Annotated in this window: 17 protein-coding genes and 1 pseudogene; 5 read left to right on the forward strand and 13 right to left on the reverse strand. The window is 42.3% G+C overall.

Features of this window, described 5'->3' with window-relative positions; all coding sequences use genetic code 11:
- Positions 1-208: 208 nt before the first annotated feature.
- Positions 209-741, reverse strand: a pseudogene (infC, locus tag V5G28_RS20520) (translation initiation factor IF-3).
- A gap of 546 nt (positions 742-1,287) precedes the next feature.
- Between infC and V5G28_RS20525 the strand changes: the two are divergent.
- Positions 1,288-2,235 (forward strand): alpha/beta fold hydrolase, encoded by a 948-nt coding sequence (locus V5G28_RS20525; RefSeq protein ID WP_332988011.1) that lies wholly within the window; start codon positions 1,288-1,290, stop codon positions 2,233-2,235.
- Positions 2,236-2,330: 95 nt separating this feature from the next.
- On the opposite strand, the gene V5G28_RS20530 is transcribed toward V5G28_RS20525, so the two are convergent.
- The 4 genes from V5G28_RS20530 to V5G28_RS20545 form a co-directional block, all read right to left on the reverse strand.
- The gene (locus tag V5G28_RS20530) at positions 2,331-2,696 is read right to left on the reverse strand and encodes a BON domain-containing protein (protein ID WP_096567358.1); all 366 of its coding nucleotides are present in this window, start codon (positions 2,694-2,696) and stop codon (positions 2,331-2,333) included.
- Positions 2,697-3,114: 418 nt separating this feature from the next.
- Entirely contained in the window at positions 3,115-4,008 is an 894-nt protein-coding gene (locus V5G28_RS20535; RefSeq protein ID WP_332988012.1) for an ion channel, read from the reverse strand.
- 42 nt (positions 4,009-4,050) lie between these two features.
- Positions 4,051-7,386: an NB-ARC domain-containing protein gene (locus V5G28_RS20540; RefSeq protein ID WP_336231272.1), complete on the reverse strand. Its 3,336-nt coding sequence runs from the start codon at positions 7,384-7,386 to the stop codon at positions 4,051-4,053.
- 91 nt (positions 7,387-7,477) lie between these two features.
- Positions 7,478-7,681, reverse strand: a complete 204-nt coding sequence (locus tag V5G28_RS20545; RefSeq protein WP_336231273.1) for a hypothetical protein — start codon at positions 7,679-7,681, stop codon at positions 7,478-7,480.
- 921 nt (positions 7,682-8,602) lie between these two features.
- Here V5G28_RS20545 and V5G28_RS20550 point away from each other — a divergent pair.
- Together V5G28_RS20550 and V5G28_RS20555 are read left to right on the forward strand one after the other, a co-directional pair.
- Positions 8,603-8,995 carry a hypothetical protein gene (locus V5G28_RS20550; protein ID WP_332988015.1) on the forward strand — a complete coding sequence of 131 codons (393 nt, stop codon included), beginning with the start codon at positions 8,603-8,605 and terminating at the stop codon, positions 8,993-8,995.
- A gap of 193 nt (positions 8,996-9,188) precedes the next feature.
- Complete coding sequence (locus V5G28_RS20555) at positions 9,189-9,413, forward strand: hypothetical protein (RefSeq protein ID WP_332988016.1); 225 nt, start codon at positions 9,189-9,191, stop codon at positions 9,411-9,413.
- Positions 9,414-9,418: 5 nt separating this feature from the next.
- Here the strand turns inward: V5G28_RS20555 and V5G28_RS20560 are convergent, their stop codons facing one another.
- Together V5G28_RS20560 and V5G28_RS20565 are read right to left on the reverse strand one after the other, a co-directional pair.
- Positions 9,419-10,090 (reverse strand): hypothetical protein, encoded by a 672-nt coding sequence (locus tag V5G28_RS20560; RefSeq protein ID WP_332988017.1) that lies wholly within the window; start codon positions 10,088-10,090, stop codon positions 9,419-9,421.
- A 126-nt stretch (positions 10,091-10,216) separates the two neighbouring features.
- Entirely contained in the window at positions 10,217-10,387 is a 171-nt protein-coding gene (locus V5G28_RS20565; RefSeq protein ID WP_332988018.1) for a hypothetical protein, read from the reverse strand.
- A 24-nt stretch (positions 10,388-10,411) separates the two neighbouring features.
- Between V5G28_RS20565 and V5G28_RS20570 the strand changes: the two genes are divergently transcribed.
- A complete protein-coding gene (locus tag V5G28_RS20570) occupies positions 10,412-11,599 on the forward strand; it encodes an RNA-guided endonuclease InsQ/TnpB family protein (protein ID WP_332988019.1) in 1,188 nt (395 codons plus the stop codon).
- A 49-nt stretch (positions 11,600-11,648) separates the two neighbouring features.
- Here the strand turns inward: V5G28_RS20570 and V5G28_RS20575 are convergent, their stop codons facing one another.
- From V5G28_RS20575 to V5G28_RS20600, 6 genes are all read right to left on the reverse strand, one after another.
- Positions 11,649-12,476 carry an MOSC domain-containing protein gene (locus V5G28_RS20575; RefSeq protein ID WP_332988020.1) on the reverse strand — a complete coding sequence of 276 codons (828 nt, stop codon included), beginning with the start codon at positions 12,474-12,476 and terminating at the stop codon, positions 11,649-11,651.
- A 73-nt stretch (positions 12,477-12,549) separates the two neighbouring features.
- The gene (locus V5G28_RS20580) at positions 12,550-13,518 is read right to left on the reverse strand and encodes an FTR1 family iron permease (protein ID WP_332988021.1); all 969 of its coding nucleotides are present in this window, start codon (positions 13,516-13,518) and stop codon (positions 12,550-12,552) included.
- Positions 13,519-13,604: 86 nt separating this feature from the next.
- Positions 13,605-14,039: a ferritin-like domain-containing protein gene (locus V5G28_RS20585; RefSeq protein ID WP_096571355.1), complete on the reverse strand. Its 435-nt coding sequence runs from the start codon at positions 14,037-14,039 to the stop codon at positions 13,605-13,607.
- A gap of 217 nt (positions 14,040-14,256) precedes the next feature.
- On the reverse strand, positions 14,257-15,288 hold the full coding sequence (locus V5G28_RS20590; RefSeq protein ID WP_332988022.1) for a helix-hairpin-helix domain-containing protein: 1,032 nt from the start codon (positions 15,286-15,288) through the stop codon (positions 14,257-14,259).
- A gap of 1,184 nt (positions 15,289-16,472) precedes the next feature.
- Complete coding sequence (locus tag V5G28_RS20595; RefSeq protein ID WP_332988024.1) at positions 16,473-16,994, reverse strand: transposase family protein; 522 nt, start codon at positions 16,992-16,994, stop codon at positions 16,473-16,475.
- A 509-nt stretch (positions 16,995-17,503) separates the two neighbouring features.
- The gene (locus tag V5G28_RS20600; RefSeq protein WP_332988025.1) at positions 17,504-18,526 is read right to left on the reverse strand and encodes a multicopper oxidase domain-containing protein; all 1,023 of its coding nucleotides are present in this window, start codon (positions 18,524-18,526) and stop codon (positions 17,504-17,506) included.
- Between the two features lie 538 nt (positions 18,527-19,064).
- Between V5G28_RS20600 and V5G28_RS20605 the strand changes: the two genes are divergently transcribed.
- A complete protein-coding gene (locus V5G28_RS20605) occupies positions 19,065-19,784 on the forward strand; it encodes an energy-coupling factor ABC transporter permease (RefSeq protein WP_332988142.1) in 720 nt (239 codons plus the stop codon).
- Positions 19,785-19,847: the final 63 nt, after the last annotated feature.

The following is a 19,847-nucleotide window of genomic DNA, read 5'->3' on the forward strand; positions in this document are numbered from 1 at the left end:
TTTCATAAATGTGCGGAGGATTGCTATAGTCCTGAGTCTGTGAGTATTATCTTTCTCACGCAGCACTCAGGACTCATGAAATTAGCTTATTTTCAGTAGGAAGGGCAGGTTTGAAGAGGAGGAGGAGGGGGAGATAACAAAGCAAATTCTTCCTTGTCTTCCTTATCTGCTTGTCCCCTTCTCCTCTCTGCCTTACCTGCTTAGTTGATTACTTTTTCGGTGAGATGAGCATCATCATGTTTCGCCCTTCTTTTTTGGGCGCTTGCTGCACTTCGCCAACTGTTTCCAGATCAGTCGCCATTCGCTTGAGCAATACTTCTGCCATATCGCTGTGTTGGATTTCTCGACCCCGGAACATCACTGTTGCTTTAACTTTATCGCCATCTTTAAGAAAACGCTCTGCTTGCTTGACTCGTACGTTATAGTCGTGTTCTTCAATTTTGTAACGCATCTTCACTTCTTTAACATCAGCAGTGTGCTGCTTCTTCCGAGCTTCCGTGCCTTCTTTTCTTGCTCAAACTTGTATTTCCCATAGTCCATAATCCGACAAACCGGTGGCTCAGCCTTGTCACTCAGCAGCACTAAGTCTAGCTCTTTTTCCTCTGCTAGTTGTATTGCTTCTTGTGGGGTCAGAATTCCCAACTGGGAACCATCGGTATCAATCACCCGAATTTTCGGGAAGCGAATTCGTTCGTTAATTTGGGGCAGATCGCGAGTTCTTTTTTTTTCAATCAGAGACATTATGATTCGTGGGATGATTTGTGGGAGCTTTTCGTTAAGAAATTGGCTTAGTTGTTTGTGGTATGCCTCAGAAGCAAAAGACGAAAATAACTGAGGACTCGAAAAGGAACCTATAGTTATATGGTAGCTAATCCATAGAGCAGTTTTATCGTCGTCGTTGTATCTGCTATTCTACTCACTTTGAAACGATTTCTGTCCACTCGTTAATCTAAATTACATAATAGTAGCAATCTTTAACCATTGTCACTGTTTTTTGTCAACTGATTTATGTTTTGCTATTCCAGTATATTCTCTGAATTATGCAGTTTAGATCATACATACTTAATTTCTCAAGAATGTAGTGTGAGCTACTTTATAGTTTATAAAATATCAGTAATAACTCTTAAAAGAAAAACATGGAAATGTACTTACCCTAGAATATATTTAGAGACTATCTTCTATAAGCAAACTAGAATAACAACTTTGCACAAATTTGGCTGCAAGGAGTTGGGATTAACTCAGAAAGTGGAATGAAAAGTCCTTCTATACGATAAATTGGAGGAAAGGGTGGATAGCGCAGTGCATTGGCAGCAACGGGTTGGCAATCAAAGGGACTGGGTTTGGCGAGGTTGGCAAACTCGCTACACGTACATTCGCCCTGCTCAAAATAACCAAAAAACGACTCCCCTCATCTTGCTACATGGGTTTGGTGCATCCATTGGTCATTGGCGACACAACTTAGAGGTGCTGGGCGAACACTACACCGTTTACGCTCTTGATATGTTGGGTTTTGGAGCTTCTGAAAAAGCCACAGCAAATTATAGTGTAGAGCTTTGGGTGGAGCAGGTCTACGATTTTTGGAAAGTATTCATTCGTCAACCTGTGGTATTGGTAGGCAATTCTATCGGTTCATTGATTGCTATGGCAGCCGCTGCTACTCATCCCGATATGGTGCAGGGTGTGGTGATGATGAGTTTGCCTGACCCATCGTTGGAGCAAGAAGCTCTCCCTCCGTGGCTCCGACCTGTTGTGGCAGGAATTAAATCTGTTGTTGCTTCTGGATTTATTCTCAAAGGTGTCTTTAGCGTTGTGCGGCGACCAGGGATATTACGTCGATGGGCTGGTATTGCCTACGCCAATCCAGAGGCTGTGACTGATGAGTTGGTGGAAATTTTAGCTGGTCCTACCCAAGATCGTGGTTCTGCCCGCGCTTTTAGCGCCCTTTTCAGAGCCACAATGGGTGCGAGCTTTGGTCCAAGTGTTAAGACAGTATTACCAACCTTGACAATGCCCATGCTTTTGATATGGGGGCAAAAGGACAAGTTTGTTCCTCCAGTACTTGCTCGTCAATTTGCTCAGTACAACGAGAATTTGCAACTGCATAGTATGGAAGATGTCGGACATTGTCCCCATGATGAGCGCCCAGAACTGGTAAATCAGGTCATTTTAGATTGGATTCATAAACATTTTGGTGAAACCAAAGAGTTTATAACTCCTGAAATGTCGAAGCAGTAGAAAACTGTTACGCACTGGATTATTTTATTTTGAATGCCGTACCTTATGAATTGCGACTGTGGGGTGGGCAATGCCCTCCCCATAGGCTAAATTCCCTAACCAATCGTAACTTGGCTAGTATCAACAGAAGTTGCACCATTCACTGAACGCGCTACAGAAACCATCTTATTGAGAATATCTTGGCTGGGTACTTTGCCTTTTAACACAACAGTTCCACTTGTCTGAGCAACCCAGAGAGTGTTGACATCATCTAATTGTGGGTCTTGGTCAAATGCGAGCGCAACTCGCTTAGCCAAACCACTTTGGTCATACTCTCCATTCAATCCCACACGTTCTGGGGCAATTTGTTGAGTTGCAGCAGGAGAAGCAGCTTGCTGCGCTTGCTGTACTGCTTGTGGAGCAGGATTGACTTCTGCGTTTTGGGGCTTTTCCATTCCAAAAAGTCTTTTTAACCAACCCATACAGTATTTTCTCCTATTTACGTTCTTACTAAATAAACTTAAAAGGTTAACGATAAAGCAACATCTGCCTGTGAAAATAGATGCAGTCAGGTAGCCTTCTGCTTTCAGTATGATTTCTGTATTTTTCTCGTTCCCAAGCTCTGCGTAGGTATGCCTTGCGCCTCCCGAAGAAGTTTAAACTCACCGCAGAGGACGCTCTTGACGCAGAGAAAGAGAAAAAAAGGAGGGAGAGGTGATGGCGATTGGCTTTGCCCGTCAGGGGCGATGGCACGAAATGCCCAGCTTTCCTCCGGAACGCGTAGCGTGCCTTCACCCGGTGGGAGCTTACGCGCTTGACACAAGCCTCCGCAGGACTTACGGCGATTGCCCAGTATCATTCCAGTTTCCGCAATTGGTTAACTCAGCAACTAAATGCAGCTTAATCCCCAATCGGCATGACATCATGAAAGCGGGTGTAATTAATACTGCGTCTGCCATCGCGTGTCTTGGACAAAATATCGACAAACCGCATATTCCAAAGAATTTCCTCACCGACATACGAGTGACGCGCATGGATAGTCTGAGTTACCGTTTCATCAAGCCCAGTCAGGGTAACTACGACTTCCATATCATCTTCAAGCATCGCTTCTGGTGTGACTCCATACAAAGGACTACTTTCGTCGATTGGGTGCATGACAGTCCAAGTCAAAGCAAAAAGTGGTGACTGACTGCGAACCAGGGACATATCGTAAAATCGACGTAGCATATCACCTTCTTTCGTAATTTCGCTACGTACCAAACTCACCCTGACTTGTGCTTCTAAAATCCAGTTTTGGCGTTCGTTGGCAACCCGGAACATCAAAGTTGGTATACCGTTATAAGGAGTCAGGACAGCTACACGGCTAAACATGACTCGTGCTTTGGGAAGAGAAAACCGGGCAAACATAAGCCCGGTTGCCATCGCCAATCCTATCAGCCCCAAGAGCGCTTCAATGGTAACTAAGATATTGGCATAGGTTGTTTTGGGATACATTGCCCCATAACCGATAGATGCCATAGTCTGGACACTGAAAAAAAAGGCGTCGAAGAAATTACCCGGACGCGCATTTTCAATACCATCTCCTCCAGCAAGATACGCCAAGGCAAAAAAGGCGTTAGCGAGTACATACCCTAAACTGATAAGTGCTAGAGTTTTATACCAGCAAAGAGTGAGTAGCAAATGATATGGGTCACGCCAACGGTAGTTGGATGCACCTATACGCACGACGTTGAACCCGCCGTCGCAGTTATTAATCATCCGAGGTTTTAGGATTTTTCGACGAGTTTTTTTCATCGACAATGGAGTTATGGTAAAACGAACCCAGGATATATAGTTCTAATTATCTACTGTTTCGATCGCACCCAAAGCTTTCAAAGAGGATTTCTCTGCATCTGTCAAACCTGTAATCCCCGTAATTTCCATACGCTCATAAAGTCGGTCAGATTTCAGTTGCCGCAGTCGGCTACACTTATGTAGATCCCACAACTGAATATTTTCATCTTCACTACCACTTGCAAGTAACTGACCATTAGAACTAAACGCTACTGAACGAATCGCTGCTGTATGTCCACGGGTAAGCGTGTCTAAACAGATACCTGTGCTAACTTGCCACAGCTTGATTGTTCTATCGCCACTACCACTGGCAAGGCTTTGTCCATCTGGACTAAAAGCTACTGAGTAAACTTGTTGAGTGTGTCCCTCTAAAGTCTTTAAACATTTACCTGTACTCACATTCCACAGCTTAACAGTTTGGTCTTCACTCCCACTTACCAGAAATTCTCCATTAGGACTAAATGCGACTGACCAAACTAAGCTTTTGTGGTCTGCTAAAGTTGCAATACATTCTCCTGTACTGACATCCCAAAGCTTAACTGTATTATCAGCACTTCCACTAGCAAGGAGACTACCATTTGGACTGAAAGCTACTGTCCACACCCCCCAGTGAGTGTGTCCTTCCAATATTTTAAGACATTCACCTGTACGAGTATCCCATATTCGTACAGTTTGGTCTTCGCTGCTGCTGGCTAGGGTTTGTCCATCTGGGCTGAAAACGACTGTCCACACCCAATTGGTGTGTCCTGTGAGGGTTCTCAAGTATTTGCTGTGACTGACATCTTTAACATCCCACAGTTTTATGGTATAATCTCCAGCACCGCTAGCAAGGGTTTGCCCATCTGGACTAAAGGCAATAGAACGAATGCGCCCTTGATGTTTGCCTATTAAGTGACATTCATTCGTACCCAAATTCCAGACTCTGATGGTATAGTCATCAAGACCACTCGCCAAAACCTGGCTGTCGGGACGAAATGCGACTGAATAGACACCACGGGTGTAGCCTTGCAACACATTGAGACAATTGCCTGTCTCTACATCCCAAAGCCTTGCTGTTTGGTCATCGCTGCTGCTAATGAGTATACGTCCATCCGGACTGGAAGTGAAAGCGATCGCCCACACTTGACTAGTATGCCCTCGTAAAGTTCTCAGACATTTACTTGTATCAATATTCCATAACTTGATTGTCTGGTCTTCGCTACAGCTAGCAATGATTTTCCCATCTGGACTAAAACGTACAGAGTAAATTGTTTTGCTGTGTCCATTCCAGGATTTCCGACATTTTCCTGTGGAAACATCCCAAAGTTTAACGGTTTGGTCTTTGCTGCTACTTGCTAGTATTTGCCCATTGGGACTAAAACTTACAGAGTAAACTTTGCTACTATGCCCTTTTAAGGTTTTTAGGCATTCACCTGTGTTTACGTCCCAAAGCTTGATTGTACCATCAGCGCTACCACTCGCAAGGATGTTATTGTCAACGGGACAGAAAGTCACAGACCAAACCCAATCTGTATGACCTTCAAGAGTTCTCAAGCAATTCCCGGTTTTAATATCCCACACTTTAATCGTTTGGTCTTCACCAGCGCTGACTAAGATAGTCCCTTGAGGATTAAAGGCAACAGAGTAAACTTTATTGGTATGTTCTTTAAATGTGTAAAGACACGTTCCTGTGTGTACATTCCAAAGTTTAACAGTATAATCTGCACTGCCACTTGCCAGGAGTTGAGTATCTGGGCTGAATGCAATTCCCCAAACCCAAGCAGTATGTCCTTTGTAAATGCGAAGTTGTTTGGTATCACAAGTCCGCCAGAGGTGCATTTCGCCGTTGATTGCACCTGTGGCAAAATACTCTCCATTAGGGCTAAATCTGACTGATACCAGACTGGATAGTGTTTCCGTAAATACCGAACCTGTCAGGTCAGCATTCGTAAAGCTAGTATCTTGTAAATTGACATCTTTGAGATATGCTTGACAGATACTCAAATTAGAAAAATCACGCCCGCTCAAATCAATTTGTGATTGCTCAATCTGAAGTTGACGCAGGAGATTAATTAGGTTTCCAGCAGCGTATCCTTTTTGTAGAGGAGATTGCTGTTGTAAGTTAGCGAGCATCCGACGTAACTTAGGTTCTAGTTCTTTGCCAAAAGTACTGAGTAACTTCTTTTTGACTGGTTCCAGAATTAATCGCTCTTGTGTTTGGCGGATGTAATCAAGCGATCGCGCCTTCATGAGTGGATAATTGTCAACAACTCCTAAACAGTTTCCTTGGCGGATTTCTTGATAAGCCTTTTCAATCAATTGCTCTGTGACGTACTCCATGACAACAGATGAGGAGCGAAACCTACCTGAACCTGCTTCTTTTTCAATGAGCGTTCGCGGAGCGGTCTCTATGAGACATCGCCGCAACAAAGATTCTACAGCTTCTAACACACTAATTGTTGGTTCTGTTGTTATTAAGTCGTCTTTAAGTTCTGTTAGGGAAACATATTCGCGATGAATTGCCAACCAGTACATCAGCCGTTTTTCCAAATCTGATAGGCGATTAAATTGGTGGTCTAAAAGAGCGCGAATATCCCCATAAACTGCTGTTTCTTGTTGAATTTGGTTTAAAAATTCCGTAATATTATTGCTAAATAAATTATAAACTGTGGTGGCAACTATCTTTAACGCTAAGGGGTTGCCTGAATATCGTTCCACGAGTTTGCTTAACTGCTCATCTGGACAAGAAAACCCCTTATCTTGCAGCATTGCCCTAGCATCTTCTAGGTTCAGTCCTCCAAGATGCAACACTTTCACAGGGAGGTTTTTTCCCTCCAGTAGGGCGACTTGCTTAGGCTTTTCTCGGCTTGTTAGTAGTAAGCAGCTCTCATGTCCTGCTTCTGCAACCTTTTTAAAAAAATAGCCGTATTTCTCATATCCTTCTTGGTACTCTCCCGCCCTTTCGTAAGCTCTACCTTTACCACTACGCAGCACTGCTTCTACTTTATCTAAAATCACCAAACAACGGTGTTTCCGCAAAACCTCAATCAGCCGTAGGATTTTGCTGTTATCGTTATCTGGCAAATCAGGTTCAGCTTCTTTAGGTAAAAACTGTAGTAGCTGTGTGAGAAGATCTCCTAAAAGTGGAGCGTTGTGAAGCGATCGCCAAATCAGGTAATCAAAATCTTTCTGTACTTTTTTGGCAATTCGTGCTGCTAGGACTGTTTTACCAATCCCTCCTATGCCTAATATTGCAACCAACCGACAGCGCTGAGAACTATCTCCTAGAATCCACTGCTCTAACTTAACAATTTCCTCTTCTCGTCCCCAAAACCATCTACGTCTACGGCTTCTCCCCAATCCTCACGTGGTGTCCTGCTAATAGCTTTACTTATTTGGTACTGGGTTAATACGTCTGCTGAGGTTAGTGAGTTTTCTATACCACTGCCTTCTATGCCAAACTTGCGGTAGCTTCTCCTAATCTTTTTCTGACTGCTGGTTGAGAAATATTCAGCTTGACAGCTATCTCAGCACCTGGACAATCGTTTATTGCCAGCAACAAAGCATCTAGCTCTGTTTTGGTAACACCATAGCTGGTTGCTACCTCTTTGATGAAATTTTCAGGCATCTGAAACATATTGGCAGTAGCCTCCATTTCACCTTAGCTCCACATGACATATCGGTAAGTGAGACAACCCTCTTATAAATACCATGGTTGACTCAATGAGGAAACATGAGAATTACACAAACACGTCAGTTATTGCTGACAATTTTGTGTCAGTAGGTTGTTTCTCAGTTGTTTCTCATCTGATTTTTCTCTTTTTGGTGAGAAAAGATTATTTTTTCAAGACTCAGGAAAAGAACAATCTTTGTCTTTGTGCCTTGGTATTTCAATCATAGGTCACGTCTAAATGTTAACAATACTCGGTCAAAAATACAAAGTAAATTTACTTATTTTATCGATTGGTGAGATATTGCCTTATCTCTGTTACAGCCAGTCACTTTGTAACGAGAGCATTGCAATGCCCACCCTACTTATAAAACAATACAGTTCAGTTAAGGATTGATCCTCCCTAGCCCTCCTTAAAAAGGAGGGAACTAAGCCCCCTTTTTAAGGGGGTTGGGGGATTGTAACAAAACTAAACACCACTAACTGAACCGTATTGACTTATAAAATTTAATAACTAGCTTTCCGTAGAAAGTATCAAATGTCAACCCTATTTCTTCTATGAGCAGTTATCCTAAGAATTTGTACAACCTTTGTTGTCTCTTGACTCAGTGTAATACTCATATTTTTTGTATAAACTCTCGTTTAAATTATCTCATTGTGAGAAAAAATGATATTAAAAAGATAAAGCAATTTACATATACCTAATACTTTGTGAATATTTTTTATTCCAACACTTGAAATTTGCGTTTTTTATGTAATAGATTATAAATAAGTTATCTGTGTGTGAGAAAAATTGCAGGATAGAGTGACGTTCTCTTTGGATACAAGTAGTTTGCGGCTTTTTATGAGCAGTTCCGGTGATAGCAAAGAGTTTAGACTAACGGTCAACCTCACGGAGAAACTGATATGACCTTCTCAGGATTCCAAGAATTTTTGAGCAGTCCCGATGCCCTGAAGATGCAACTGAAGCTTGGAGATGCATCTATAGCAGGACCACCTGTAGTCACCATAGAAAAAAAAGGGAGGCAAGATATTGTCCTGCAACAACCTGACTCTATCGAGTTGCACCCAGTTTTTTCTCACATCAGCTTTCTACTGATTCAATCTTTGTCGGAAACTGGACATGGCGAATTTATGACCCGAAGCAAACAGGGGAAGTTTGAAACGATTGTGGAAGTAGGTGGACACGTTAGTCAACGCTATCTCTTAAGTAAAAAGGAACTGGAAGAAATTCAACAGATATACGACCAAATTCTTGAAAATTGGATCGGATGGAGGCAGTTGCGTAAAGAAACCTAAACAAGTGCCTCTTCAATAGTAACTCTACTGTTGAAAAGAAAAATAGCAAGGTAGAGTGAGGAGTAAAAGTGAATATCTGCAAGTTCAACAGACATTTGGCTTTCGATAAACCAGACGTTTACAAGCCGGAGAAGTGATAAAAACACTTCCCGGCTTTTTGCTTAGATCCGTTTTATTAAGGAGTCCAAGAAATATGGAACCACAGCAAGACAGTCGTCTATTGAGATTAGTTTCTCGTTTCCTGAAATATTTTCTACTGATACTATTTGGCTTTGCGATCGCCTATGTTATGTCAATAACTTTTGGCGTAGTAAATATTGCCCTCATCCTACCATTGGTATTCGATTGGGTTGGGCGGTTGGGACTTATCCTGTTTTGTTTGATAGCAATAACAGTGATTTTTGAGTCGTTGCGTTAATCGGCTCAATGCCTGTTACCCTTTTTGTGCTTTGTGGGGTCAACTAACTTGTATGACTGGTTAGGTTCAGGAGTTGGAGGAAAGGGACGCCCAGAGGTTGATGTCACCTCTTGCCCCGTACCTTTTCCATTAGAGTTGATGAGTTCGTACTGTCCGCTTATGGGAGTGCGATCGCCTGGGTTATACAAGGTGGATTGTTGTTTGTTGGTTGGCTCCTCTTCCCCCATCAAGAGTGTAGTGACAGCATTGTAGGTTAAAGCAAACTTGCATTGGATTTCAAAACCAGGAAGATAGCCACCGTGATAAGGTATTTCTTCTAAGTTGCTGAACGCCCCTTTAATCTCTGAAATTGGTTTTATCAACTGCTCGCTGCGCTGGCTCCAATTAATGAGTAAAGCATCCAATATCTGTTGAAACTCAAGCGCATGTAGTGTTGCATCATCTGGATTCGTTTGGCTGTCTACAACAATCAATATCTTTAAAGTGATCTTGAGCGTAGTTTGAGCTTCTGAAAAATCATCGTTCTTGCTAACTTGGGTATGAAACTCGTCTACATGAAAACCGAACTGCGCTCGAAAGTGTGAAAATTCCTCTGTTTGGAGTTGGTGACGAAGATAGGGTAGTAATCCCGCATCATTATCCAATAGGATTTGGCGAACGGTTAGGTCGTTTGTCATAATTTATCTAAAAAGTATCTACGTTAAAGCTTTCAAACTCAACATTTTGGCTTGAAACAGCAGAATAGAACATCCTCCAAAGTGACCAGAGTTAGCTCACTCTTTGTGCTGTTGCATTTTGTTCATCTAACACCCCCAAGAGACTCCCGCCACAACGCCCGTTTGGCGGTAAGAGGAATGGGGACGAGCGAGGAGTTTCACCCCTAAGCCAAATTGTTGCCAGGCGACAACAGGTAATAGGGTGAGCGACGAGTGAGTAATTAACATGAGGCGGATAGTGAGATATACGTGCTTCACAGATTTTGTGATAAAATGTGAGGCATGGAAAAAGCACACCGCTACCGTTTTTACCCAACTGCCGAGCAAGAACAGATATTGCGCCGGACGATTGGTTGTGTACGGTTGGTATTTAACCGAGCATTGGCAGCGAGAACGGAGGCTTGGTATGAAAGGCAAGAACGAGTTGACTACGTTCAAACTTCTGCAATGCTGACTTCTTGGAAAAAACTTGATGATCTCCAGTTTTTGAATCAAGTGAGTTGTGTACCATTGCAGCAAGGCTTGAGACATTTGCAAGCAGCCTTCACTAACTTCTTTGCTGGTAGGGCAAAGTACCCTAACTTCAAAAAGAAGCGCAACGGGGGCAGTGCAGAGTTTACTAAGTCTGCTTTCAGGTGGAAGGACGGACAAGTTTATTTAGCAAAGTGTTCTGAGCCATTGCCAATCAAATGGTCGAGGCAACTTCCCGACGGTTGTGAACCTACAACTATCACAGTTAAGCTTGAACCCTCCGGGCGTTGGTTTGTCAGCTTGCGGATTGACGACCCCACCGAAGCGAAGTTGCAACCAGTTGACAAGTCTGTGGGGCTGGATGTCGGTATTAGCAGTCTTGTGACCTTGAGTACAGGAGAAAAGATTGTTAACCCCAAGGGTTTCAATAAGCACTACCAAAAGTTGAGAAAGGCACAAAAAACTCTTAGTCGTCGCCAAAAAGGTTCTCGCAATCGAGACAAGGCAAGAGTTAAAGTTGCCCGGATTCAAGCCAAAATTTCCGACTCTCGCAAAGACCATTTGCACAAGCTGACAACTCGATTGGTGCGTGAAAACCAAACGATTGCCGTTGAGGACTTGGCTGTTAAAAATATGGTCAAAAACGCAAAACTTGCCCGTGCTATCAGTGATGCTGCATGGGGTGAGTTTGTTAGACAGTTGGAATACAAAGCCAAGTGGTATGGTCGTACCTTGGTAAAGATTGACCGATGGTTTCCCAGTTCTAAGCGCTGTGGGAATTGTGGTCACGTTGTTGATAAATTGCCGTTGAGTGTACGGGAGTGGGATTGCCACAACTGTGGGACACACCACGACCGGGATATCAACGCAGCACAAAACATTTTGGCGGTGGGACACACCGTGACAGTCTGTGGAGCGAACATAAGACCTGATGGGCATAAGTCCAAAGGGCAGTTGCAAAAAACCCGTAAGGGAAGGAAACAGAAACCTAAATCGTGAGGTTTGGGAATCTCCCGCTACACCGCTTGCGGTTAGCGGCGAGAGGATGTCAATCTGAAAGTTGTGTCATAATGTCGCCAATTGCCACGGTTCCACTGGTAATAACCTGTGCTAAAACTCCCGTCTGTGTGTGTTGAAAATGCTTTTTCAGCAGAGTCAGCAGGGAGATATCTCTTTCTCCCGTTTCTGGATTGACATCAATATTTAAGCAGCGATTAATTCTGGCTGTAATGGCAATTCGGGCTGTACCAAGTTGCATTTCTTTGCCTACCCAGTCAAATTCTCCCCAGGCGGGTACACCATCTAAAACAATATTGGGGCGGAAACGCCGGACATCTACCTGAAGCCCGGCTAACTCACTTAAATTGTCAAGAGTTGCTTGACTGATAAGAGAAATATGTACTGCTTCCCGGTCGGGATAGCGAGTTTTGCCATACTCTCCCACAAGTTGCAAAGGTGCGCGGTTTGGATGTCTAGCTGTCTGAGTGGGATAAATTCCTGCGAGGTATCCTGTGAAAAAAGCACCAATGCGATCGCGTCCTGTTGGGCTATTCGTATCAGCAACCAATAACTCTACACCTTTGCGCTTGACTGTTAAAGTGCCACTAGCTGCTTCGTAGTAACAATCCAACGCTGCAAGTCCAGCCCAGTCATTTTGCATAGCGAAGTGTTGCTTTTTCATCCACGGCACTTTTGTAGAGTCGGGATGTTGTGCATCTTCTTGGAACATTAACGCAAAAGAGCGATCGCCCCTGATGCCATGTCCAACTTGCAGCTCAACGCGAGCCTCCTTGGGAGGACCTTCGCTAACGCACTTTTGGGCGCTTAACCCTTTAAATGGATGGATAAATAACTCTTTGACACAAATCTTAGTCATTGGGAATGGGTAAAGGAGGAACTGGATTTGTAATGAGCGTTTGCGTTCACTACGAACCCATTTCTATTTTTGCTCAATCCTTGAGAGAACCCATCGACTTCTGTGCTACTGGCTGATTTTTTGCAGTACCATTTCCTGCACCTGTGATGCTGCGGAAATAAAAACCACCAACAGTTACTAAAAAGACAACATATCCCACTGCTTGCACAACATATAAATATTGTCTATAGCCAAATAAGGCTTTGAGAACAACGCCAGGGAACTGTTCGTCGGGTAGGATCTTGGAAGTATCCCAAAGCATTGGACCTAAGATACAAGAGTGGATTTTAGTAAACCGTTCGTAATAAAAACAAAGACTTTCTGAGGCGCGATTGCTCAGAGCAAGGGTAGTAAAAGCTTCGTCGAACTTATGCAAAGCCGTCATCACTAACCCAGCCACAATCAACACTAAGAAAACCCCCATGACCTGGAAAAATTGGCGGATGTTAATTTTAACGCCCCATTGAAATAACAGCACGCCAATTGCAGCCGCAACTGCAATACCACCAAGAGCGCCAAGACCAGGAATAAGCCCTTGTTGAAAGTTAGCAGCGATGAACAGAACAGTTTCAAAGCCTTCGCGCACAACGGCAACAAATACTAAAGTAAAAACACCCCAACCAGCATATGAATCCTGTTTTAAAGCACCTGTTACGGCTCCCTCAACCTGAGCTTTCATAAATCTGGCTTGCTTGGTCATCCAAATAAGCATCCAGCTGAGCATAACAATTGCTAACAAGCTGAACACACCTTCCATCAATGGCTCAACCACTGATGAATATTGGGGATTAATTGCACTTAGTGCATGAATGATCCAAGTGAACAAAAAACCTATAAATGCACTGACAACAATCCCAACACCAACACCAGCATAAACCCAAGGGTTAAGGCGCGATTGTTTAGCTTTTTTCAGCAAAGCCAGCACAATGCCGACTACGAGAGCAGCTTCTACTCCTTCTCGGAGTGTAATCACAAAAGTGGGTAAGGCAGCACTAAAATTCATTCTTTATCCTTTGTCTTTTGTCCTTGGTCATTAGTCATTAGTCCCTTAATTTTTACTAATGACTAAGGACTAATAACTAATGAGTGTTAGCTGAAATCGCGTAACATTTTCTTCAGTTCGAGATTATGCATCTCTTCCTGACCAATCATATTACGGGCAAACTCTTCGATATAAATGCTAGCATTGCTAACAGTTTCAAGTAGGTCTTTGTACAATTCAAGTGCTTTTTTCTCGTGTACTAAGCTTTCTGCCAAGATATCCTTGATTGAATGCTTATAAGTTTCTTCGATGGGAGAAATTCTCAAGCTGGGATGTCCTTCTATACCTGTGAGAATTTCTCCTACTTGTTGGGCATGAAGTAAAGACTCAGTAGCCTGTGCTTTAAAAAAATCCACAATGGGAATGCGGTAAGGACCAGTTACCATTAAGGAATAGTGAGTATAACGCACTACTCCTGCTAACTCACACTCCATGATTGAGTTTAGCAGGTCGATTGTTTTTGTATGGTCAAGCTCTTGCATCATGTTGCTAATTCTAGTGATACGTTGAAGTTTCTTAGGTTATGAGTGATGAGCGATGAGTTATGCTTTGTTCATTCGCCGACGAGGGGTTAAAGCTGAGGCAATCCAGGTTCACCCAACTCTTCACTCCTCAGTCTTTGTTCACTGCTTACTCACTTTAAAGTTTTGAGTGAGAGTAAAATGTCAGCCAAGTATCACTACAAACAATTCAAGCAGGCTATCGCTGCGCTTGTGTGCTGGAACTATCAATCACTTTTTGAGAATTTTGTTCAATGGTTTTCACCAGGCTGGTGACATCTTCGGGAGTTTTGACTGGTTTAGCTGGTGGAACTGCAGAGGGCCAAGCTGTTGTCAGTTGAGCCATACTCGTTTCAATTGCTTTATGTTCTGCGGGATGCTCTTTAGCCAATTTGCTGGAAATCCCTTTGTATAAGTCGTTAGCGTAGTTGACAAAGCCACGGGAATCTTGATATTCAATGGCTGCAGAAATTTTTCCATCTGCAATCGCCGCACCATATTCTGAGTTAGCTGCATCTAGCAAGGCGTTCATTACCTGGAGTACGAATCTTGGTTGCGATCGCTGATCTGCTCCTAAAGCTGTCACAGCGTTATCAATAGATTGCATGGAAGAGGCAAAATCAGTTTTCACCTTGGCATTTTTAGGGTTAGATTTGACGAAATCTTGCAAACTAATCAAAGATGTCTTAAAATCTTTGACTTTACGCTCATTTAATTGCTCTTCTACATCAACATAAATCTCTTCAACTGGATGTCCAATGTGAGGTTCCGCCTGTTTTGGCTGATTTTGATCCAACAGTTCTTTTGCTACCAAAAGGTGTCCTTTCATTAACCCGAGTTTCGTCATGTAGTCAACATCTTTTGGTTCCCCAGTCAGAACCACTTCCTGAATAGTCACCTGATCTTTAATTTGGTTGAATTGCTCTTGAGTAATCACCTTTTTCGAGACTAAGTCCTCAGGGCTGATGTAGGGACGACTCGCCTGAATTTTGTGCGATAGTGCTGGAACACCAAGCTGTGCCTCAAACTTATCCAACTCCGACAAGATCGCATTATTAATGTTGATTTTCTTTTTGTTACCGTGTCCGCTGTGACTCACAGTCTCAGTAGCCTGGGGGCTGGAGTTAGTAGCCGGTGTCGAATTTTCTGCCGTTGGCGTACCATTACAGGAAGTTAAAGCGAAAATGGCTGCAGTAGCAAGAGTTAAGCAGATGTAACGGAATTTTATCATTGTTGCTCCTAGGAGTATTTCAAAGGTAATCATTAAAACATTCAAACAAGTATTGATCGATGGATTTGACAGTATATCTTAGATTTTGCTATGATACTTTCTCATAAATGAGATTATTTTTCAACTATTTGCTAAAATTTTATGGATACTTTGATAACAATTCTCAGTTTTTGAGTCACTGAAATGCTTATAGGGGACAATCTTCCTAATTAAGAACTGATGCTACATTTGCATATTTGAGACTGTAGAGGAATTAAACTAGGCACGAAAGAATCGACAACAAAGCCATTCTCCTGACCGACAGTCGGAGGGCGCATTATGTTCTAATCATAGAATCAGTGTTGTCAGTCCTACTAAAGTAAACCCCCTTGCAATACCGAATCAGGTAGCAAGGGGGGAACACAACTGGGAGAAATTGAAAACTGTATATTCCTTTTTCAGCCTGTGGCTGCAAATCTTGTTATTTGAGGAGACGCTGTTTGAACTTACCGTCAAGTATCAAAGATTTAACATGATTTGCGAAAAAATTTTATGAATGCAAAAAATATCCGCGAGTTTTCTTCTAGCCAAGCCCGCACACTGCTCTTGTGAAAATCTGCAATGTAATGCATATATGCTAAGTTGCCAGTTGCAATACCCAAAAATGCAACAACAGTTGACCAAAATGTTAGGGTACGCATTTGAGGGAAAATTTTACTCACTTTCCAAAGTAATGGAAATCCTAAATGTCCTGTGTGTACAGCAACGATCCTTGCACGTAATGCTCTCAAACCGTCAATTCTTCCCATCCATTGATGACAACGACTAAGATGCAATAGGTTGAATAAGGGCAAAAATAGAAAGATACCAACAGACAATAAGTTTAGTCTATTAATTGCAACTTTAGCAATATCTAGCTGCTTTGAAAATTCCCCAAAAATTGAATCAACACGTGAATATCCCACCATAACAAATCCTCAGTTGGTGTTCAACAAACAATTATTGATGATGAGGGAATCTAAATTAGGAAGTCCCCTCCCATTAGGTAAATGGGGTGCCCTGGTACTTAAGAGAAACTTCTCGAAAGTGTATGCTTTTTTTAATACGTTTTACGCACTTATTTGAGCATACATACTTTTACGGAAAAAATCTACAGTCAAAAAAATAATAGATTTATTCTTTGACATAATGGTGATAATTTTTTGTTATTGTTTTCCGTGAGTTTCATAGCAAAACATCTTTTTACTGAGTTCAACGCGATGCTGTTTTTTTTGCTTTTGACTGATGTAGTTAAAAATGTTCTTGATTTGCTCAATACCGAGGTGTTGCTGTTGGCTAATTTGCTCAATGTTGGCATGATTGATTTGGGAGTAAATACTCTCTTCATACCTTCGTGTGTACTTCCTTCGCCAATCAATAAACTGCAATCGCTCAGTAATGTATCGCTGGCAAACTCTGCAATAAAACTGGCGACGTGGTACTTTTAAATACACTTTCTTACCATAAACTGGTAAATCTCTCACTACAATTGGTCTGGTTTGATGTAATTCTTTCGTGTAGTTACGGCAATGCGGACAGTATGTACCTTCAGCTAAAACACTTAACTTAAAGGATACTGAATCGTGAGACAAATTACAAGATTCTACGGCTACACCAGGTAAGTTTAGTAAATGTGTGAAATGTATGTTCATCGGAAAAATGTCACCAGATATTACATTTGGCACCATGAGTTTCTAACCCACTGGTGCTATCGTTGTTCAGTCATTGCACAGGAGTCGAATCAGGATTTTTTGACGACATCTAGGTAGTGATTTTTTAGAAACAGGCTTTTCTCCTCACAGGAGTTTCAAGATGCACAAAGCCATTGTCACCCTTCTCCGGAGCATCCCTGACAAATTTCAACTCAAAGCTTTCTTCAGTAATTATGCGTTTGTCGCCATACTATAACAAGTTCTACCACATAATATGGCAAAATCTCTCATCAATAAAAAATAGTGATAAGTAATTATTTGATGCACGGGTAAGCTTTACTGTGGAAAGCAGCCACTTTGAAGGTTATGGGAAGTCACCTTTAACATGTTTGCTTTAAGATGTCTGCACGGTTTTCAATTAAATGCATTACAGTTGTGATTTCCTTGTGGGACAGGTGTCCTCACCTGTCGGTTTAATTCAGGGCGGGCAAGATGCCCACCCCACAAAATCTGTATTTAATACTACTGAGAACTGCTATATCTAGTCAGGAAGTTTTTGCCGTCTTTTGAGAGTTACTCTCAGCTATGACTTCAAATTGACCCATGCAGCCGTTTTCTGCGATCGCATCCTGATGGGGATGAAACATATACATACCCGGATAGCGAAAGGCAAATTCCAAGATGTGACGTTCCGCTATCCCCATCGTAATCACATCAGTTTTAGTAGTGGGTTTGGTAGTCATTCCCGTGGGATAGACGTCAAAAAAGTTGGCGTGGAGGTGAAACGTCACTGCTGGATCGTATTCAATGATGTTGAGAAGATACAGCCTAATCAACTGATTTTGGTAAATGGGGATAGGATTATCCTTGTAGTAGTCAGGCAGCCCGTTGAAGGCATAATATTCGTTACGGCTATCGTCATTCACGTCATACCCAGCCATCACTAATGCGATCTCATCAGCTCGAGGACGTGGAGTGGGTGGATCGATGATAAACATTCCATATAGCCCTTTGGCAACATGACGAGTTACCGGCTCAATATGGCAGTGGTACAGATGAACGCCATAAGGATCAGCATCAAATTCATAAATAGTTGCTGTACCGTGGCGAACTGGGCGAATACCATCCATTTCTGAGGGGTGGACGCCGTGAAAATGTAAAGAGTGGGAATGTCCCGCCTGGTTGAAGAACAGTACCCGCACGCGATCGCCTTGTTTTGCCCTGAGTGTTGGTCCTGGTATGCGACCATTTAAATCCCAGATATTGTAAGAGACAGCATTGTTAAGTTGAATCGTGGAAGTACCCGCAGTCAACCGAAATTCTCGGATGGTACGTCCGTTTTCTTGTTTTACTGTGCCATATTCAAAATCCCGTAGCATCTTGGCTGGGTTAGCAACCCCGGAAGTTGGCTCCATCTCTAGAGTTGGCACTCTCACGATTGACTTATTTTGGGCATTAAGTATTTGCCATAACGCCGCACCACTCACACCAGCGCCTACTAAACCCAGCTTCAACAGATTACGACGGCTTATTACTTTTTCTTTTTCTAAAGCAAATATATTAAGCATGGTGTTATTACTGATACTTTATTGATACTGGATAGCAAAATAAAATTGCTAATTTTTTTCAATTAATTTCTTTTGAAATACTAAAGTCATTAATAATTATTGTCAATATTTCTCAAGCTTTAAAAATTATATAATAATGATTATATTTATCATTATCTTGATTTCTCTCGGTTTCTTGTCTTAACATTGCATCGCTAGTACAACACTAAAAAGTCTCGTGAAAAATTTTAATTTTTCTTTATTGCTTGCGATAGTTACATAGATTTAATTATTTTTGAAACAACAAAATGTCAAAAGGTGTATGATGCATATTTCTAAAGGCGAGATAGTGGACAAGGTAGTCAGAGGCTCATATCTTGCACCAAATGCCCCTGCATACTTGACTAAATAAGCAGGAACCTTTGCTAGTAAAGATTATTCTTGAGTCAAAACGCCCGCCGATTTAAACTAAAAGCTTTAGATGCATCTCTAGGTACTTATCGTGTCAAAAATTATTCTTAAATCAAAACGCAAATCAAGGTTAGTGAGTCTTACCTTGATGGCAGTGGTAAGTTTTTACTTCATTGTGTGCCTACCCAAACCAGCGTATGCTATGCATATTATGGAAGGTTTTTTACCACCAGGCTGGGCAATTTTTTGGTGGGTTGTAGCATTACCGTTTTTTATTTTGGGGCTGCGCTCCCTGACTCGCATCACTCAAGCCACTCCTGAATTAAAATTACTGCTAGCATTGGCAGGAGCGTTTACATTCGTACTGTCAGCATTGAAAATGCCTTCAGTGACAGGAAGTTGTTCCCATCCGACAGGCACAGGATTAGGAGCAGTGTTATTTGGACCTTTAGCAATGTCGGTGCTGGGTAGTTTAGTGTTGCTATTTCAAGCATTGCTGCTAGCGCATGGCGGTTTGACAACACTAGGAGCAAATGCTTTTTCGATGGCAATTGTCGGACCATTTGTTGCCTTCTGGTTATACCGCTTGATTATGCAAACTGGCAAGCAAAGGTTGGCGATATTTCTCGCATCTGCTGTTGCAGATTTAACCACCTATCTTGTGACCTCCGTGCAACTGGCTCTTGCCTTTCCCGCAGCTACGGGTGGTTTTATGGCATCATTTATTAAATTTGCCGGAATTTTTGCGGTAACGCAGGTACCCTTGGCAATTAGCGAAGGGTTTTTAACAGTCTTGGTATGGAATTGGCTTTCCAACTATGGTCATCAAGAACTGGAAATGTTAAACCTAGTTAAACCAAACAGCTAAGAGTTGGTAGAGATTGCTTAGTTGTTAGTGAGATTTTTTGACAACTAACAACTAAGCTATTAA

The organism is Scytonema sp. PRP1 (genome assembly GCF_036697665.2).
GTDB classification, from domain to species: Bacteria; Cyanobacteriota; Cyanobacteriia; order Cyanobacteriales; family Nostocaceae; genus Kalymmatonema; species Kalymmatonema gypsitolerans.

Excerpts from the sequence above, each read along its gene's own strand:
- V5G28_RS20530 (WP_096567358.1), bottom strand. The coding sequence starts at position 2,696 with ATGGGTTGGTTAAAAAGACTTTTTGGAATGGAAAAGCCCCAAAACGCA.
- V5G28_RS20535 (WP_332988012.1), bottom strand. The coding sequence starts at position 4,008 with ATGAAAAAAACTCGTCGAAAAATCCTAAAACCTCGGATGATTAATAAC.
- V5G28_RS20545 (WP_336231273.1), bottom strand. The coding sequence starts at position 7,681 with ATGGAGGCTACTGCCAATATGTTTCAGATGCCTGAAAATTTCATCAAA.
- V5G28_RS20550 (WP_332988015.1), top strand. The coding sequence starts at position 8,603 with ATGACCTTCTCAGGATTCCAAGAATTTTTGAGCAGTCCCGATGCCCTG.
- V5G28_RS20555 (WP_332988016.1), top strand. The coding sequence starts at position 9,189 with ATGGAACCACAGCAAGACAGTCGTCTATTGAGATTAGTTTCTCGTTTC.
- V5G28_RS20560 (WP_332988017.1), bottom strand. The coding sequence starts at position 10,090 with ATGACAAACGACCTAACCGTTCGCCAAATCCTATTGGATAATGATGCG.
- V5G28_RS20570 (WP_332988019.1), top strand. The coding sequence starts at position 10,412 with ATGGAAAAAGCACACCGCTACCGTTTTTACCCAACTGCCGAGCAAGAA.
- V5G28_RS20575 (WP_332988020.1), bottom strand. The coding sequence starts at position 12,476 with ATGACTAAGATTTGTGTCAAAGAGTTATTTATCCATCCATTTAAAGGG.
- V5G28_RS20580 (WP_332988021.1), bottom strand. The coding sequence starts at position 13,518 with ATGAATTTTAGTGCTGCCTTACCCACTTTTGTGATTACACTCCGAGAA.
- V5G28_RS20585 (WP_096571355.1), bottom strand. The coding sequence starts at position 14,039 with ATGCAAGAGCTTGACCATACAAAAACAATCGACCTGCTAAACTCAATC.
- V5G28_RS20590 (WP_332988022.1), bottom strand. The coding sequence starts at position 15,288 with ATGATAAAATTCCGTTACATCTGCTTAACTCTTGCTACTGCAGCCATT.
- V5G28_RS20595 (WP_332988024.1), bottom strand. The coding sequence starts at position 16,994 with ATGGTGCCAAATGTAATATCTGGTGACATTTTTCCGATGAACATACAT.
- V5G28_RS20600 (WP_332988025.1), bottom strand. The coding sequence starts at position 18,526 with ATGCTTAATATATTTGCTTTAGAAAAAGAAAAAGTAATAAGCCGTCGT.
- V5G28_RS20605 (WP_332988142.1), top strand. The coding sequence starts at position 19,065 with ATGGCAGTGGTAAGTTTTTACTTCATTGTGTGCCTACCCAAACCAGCG.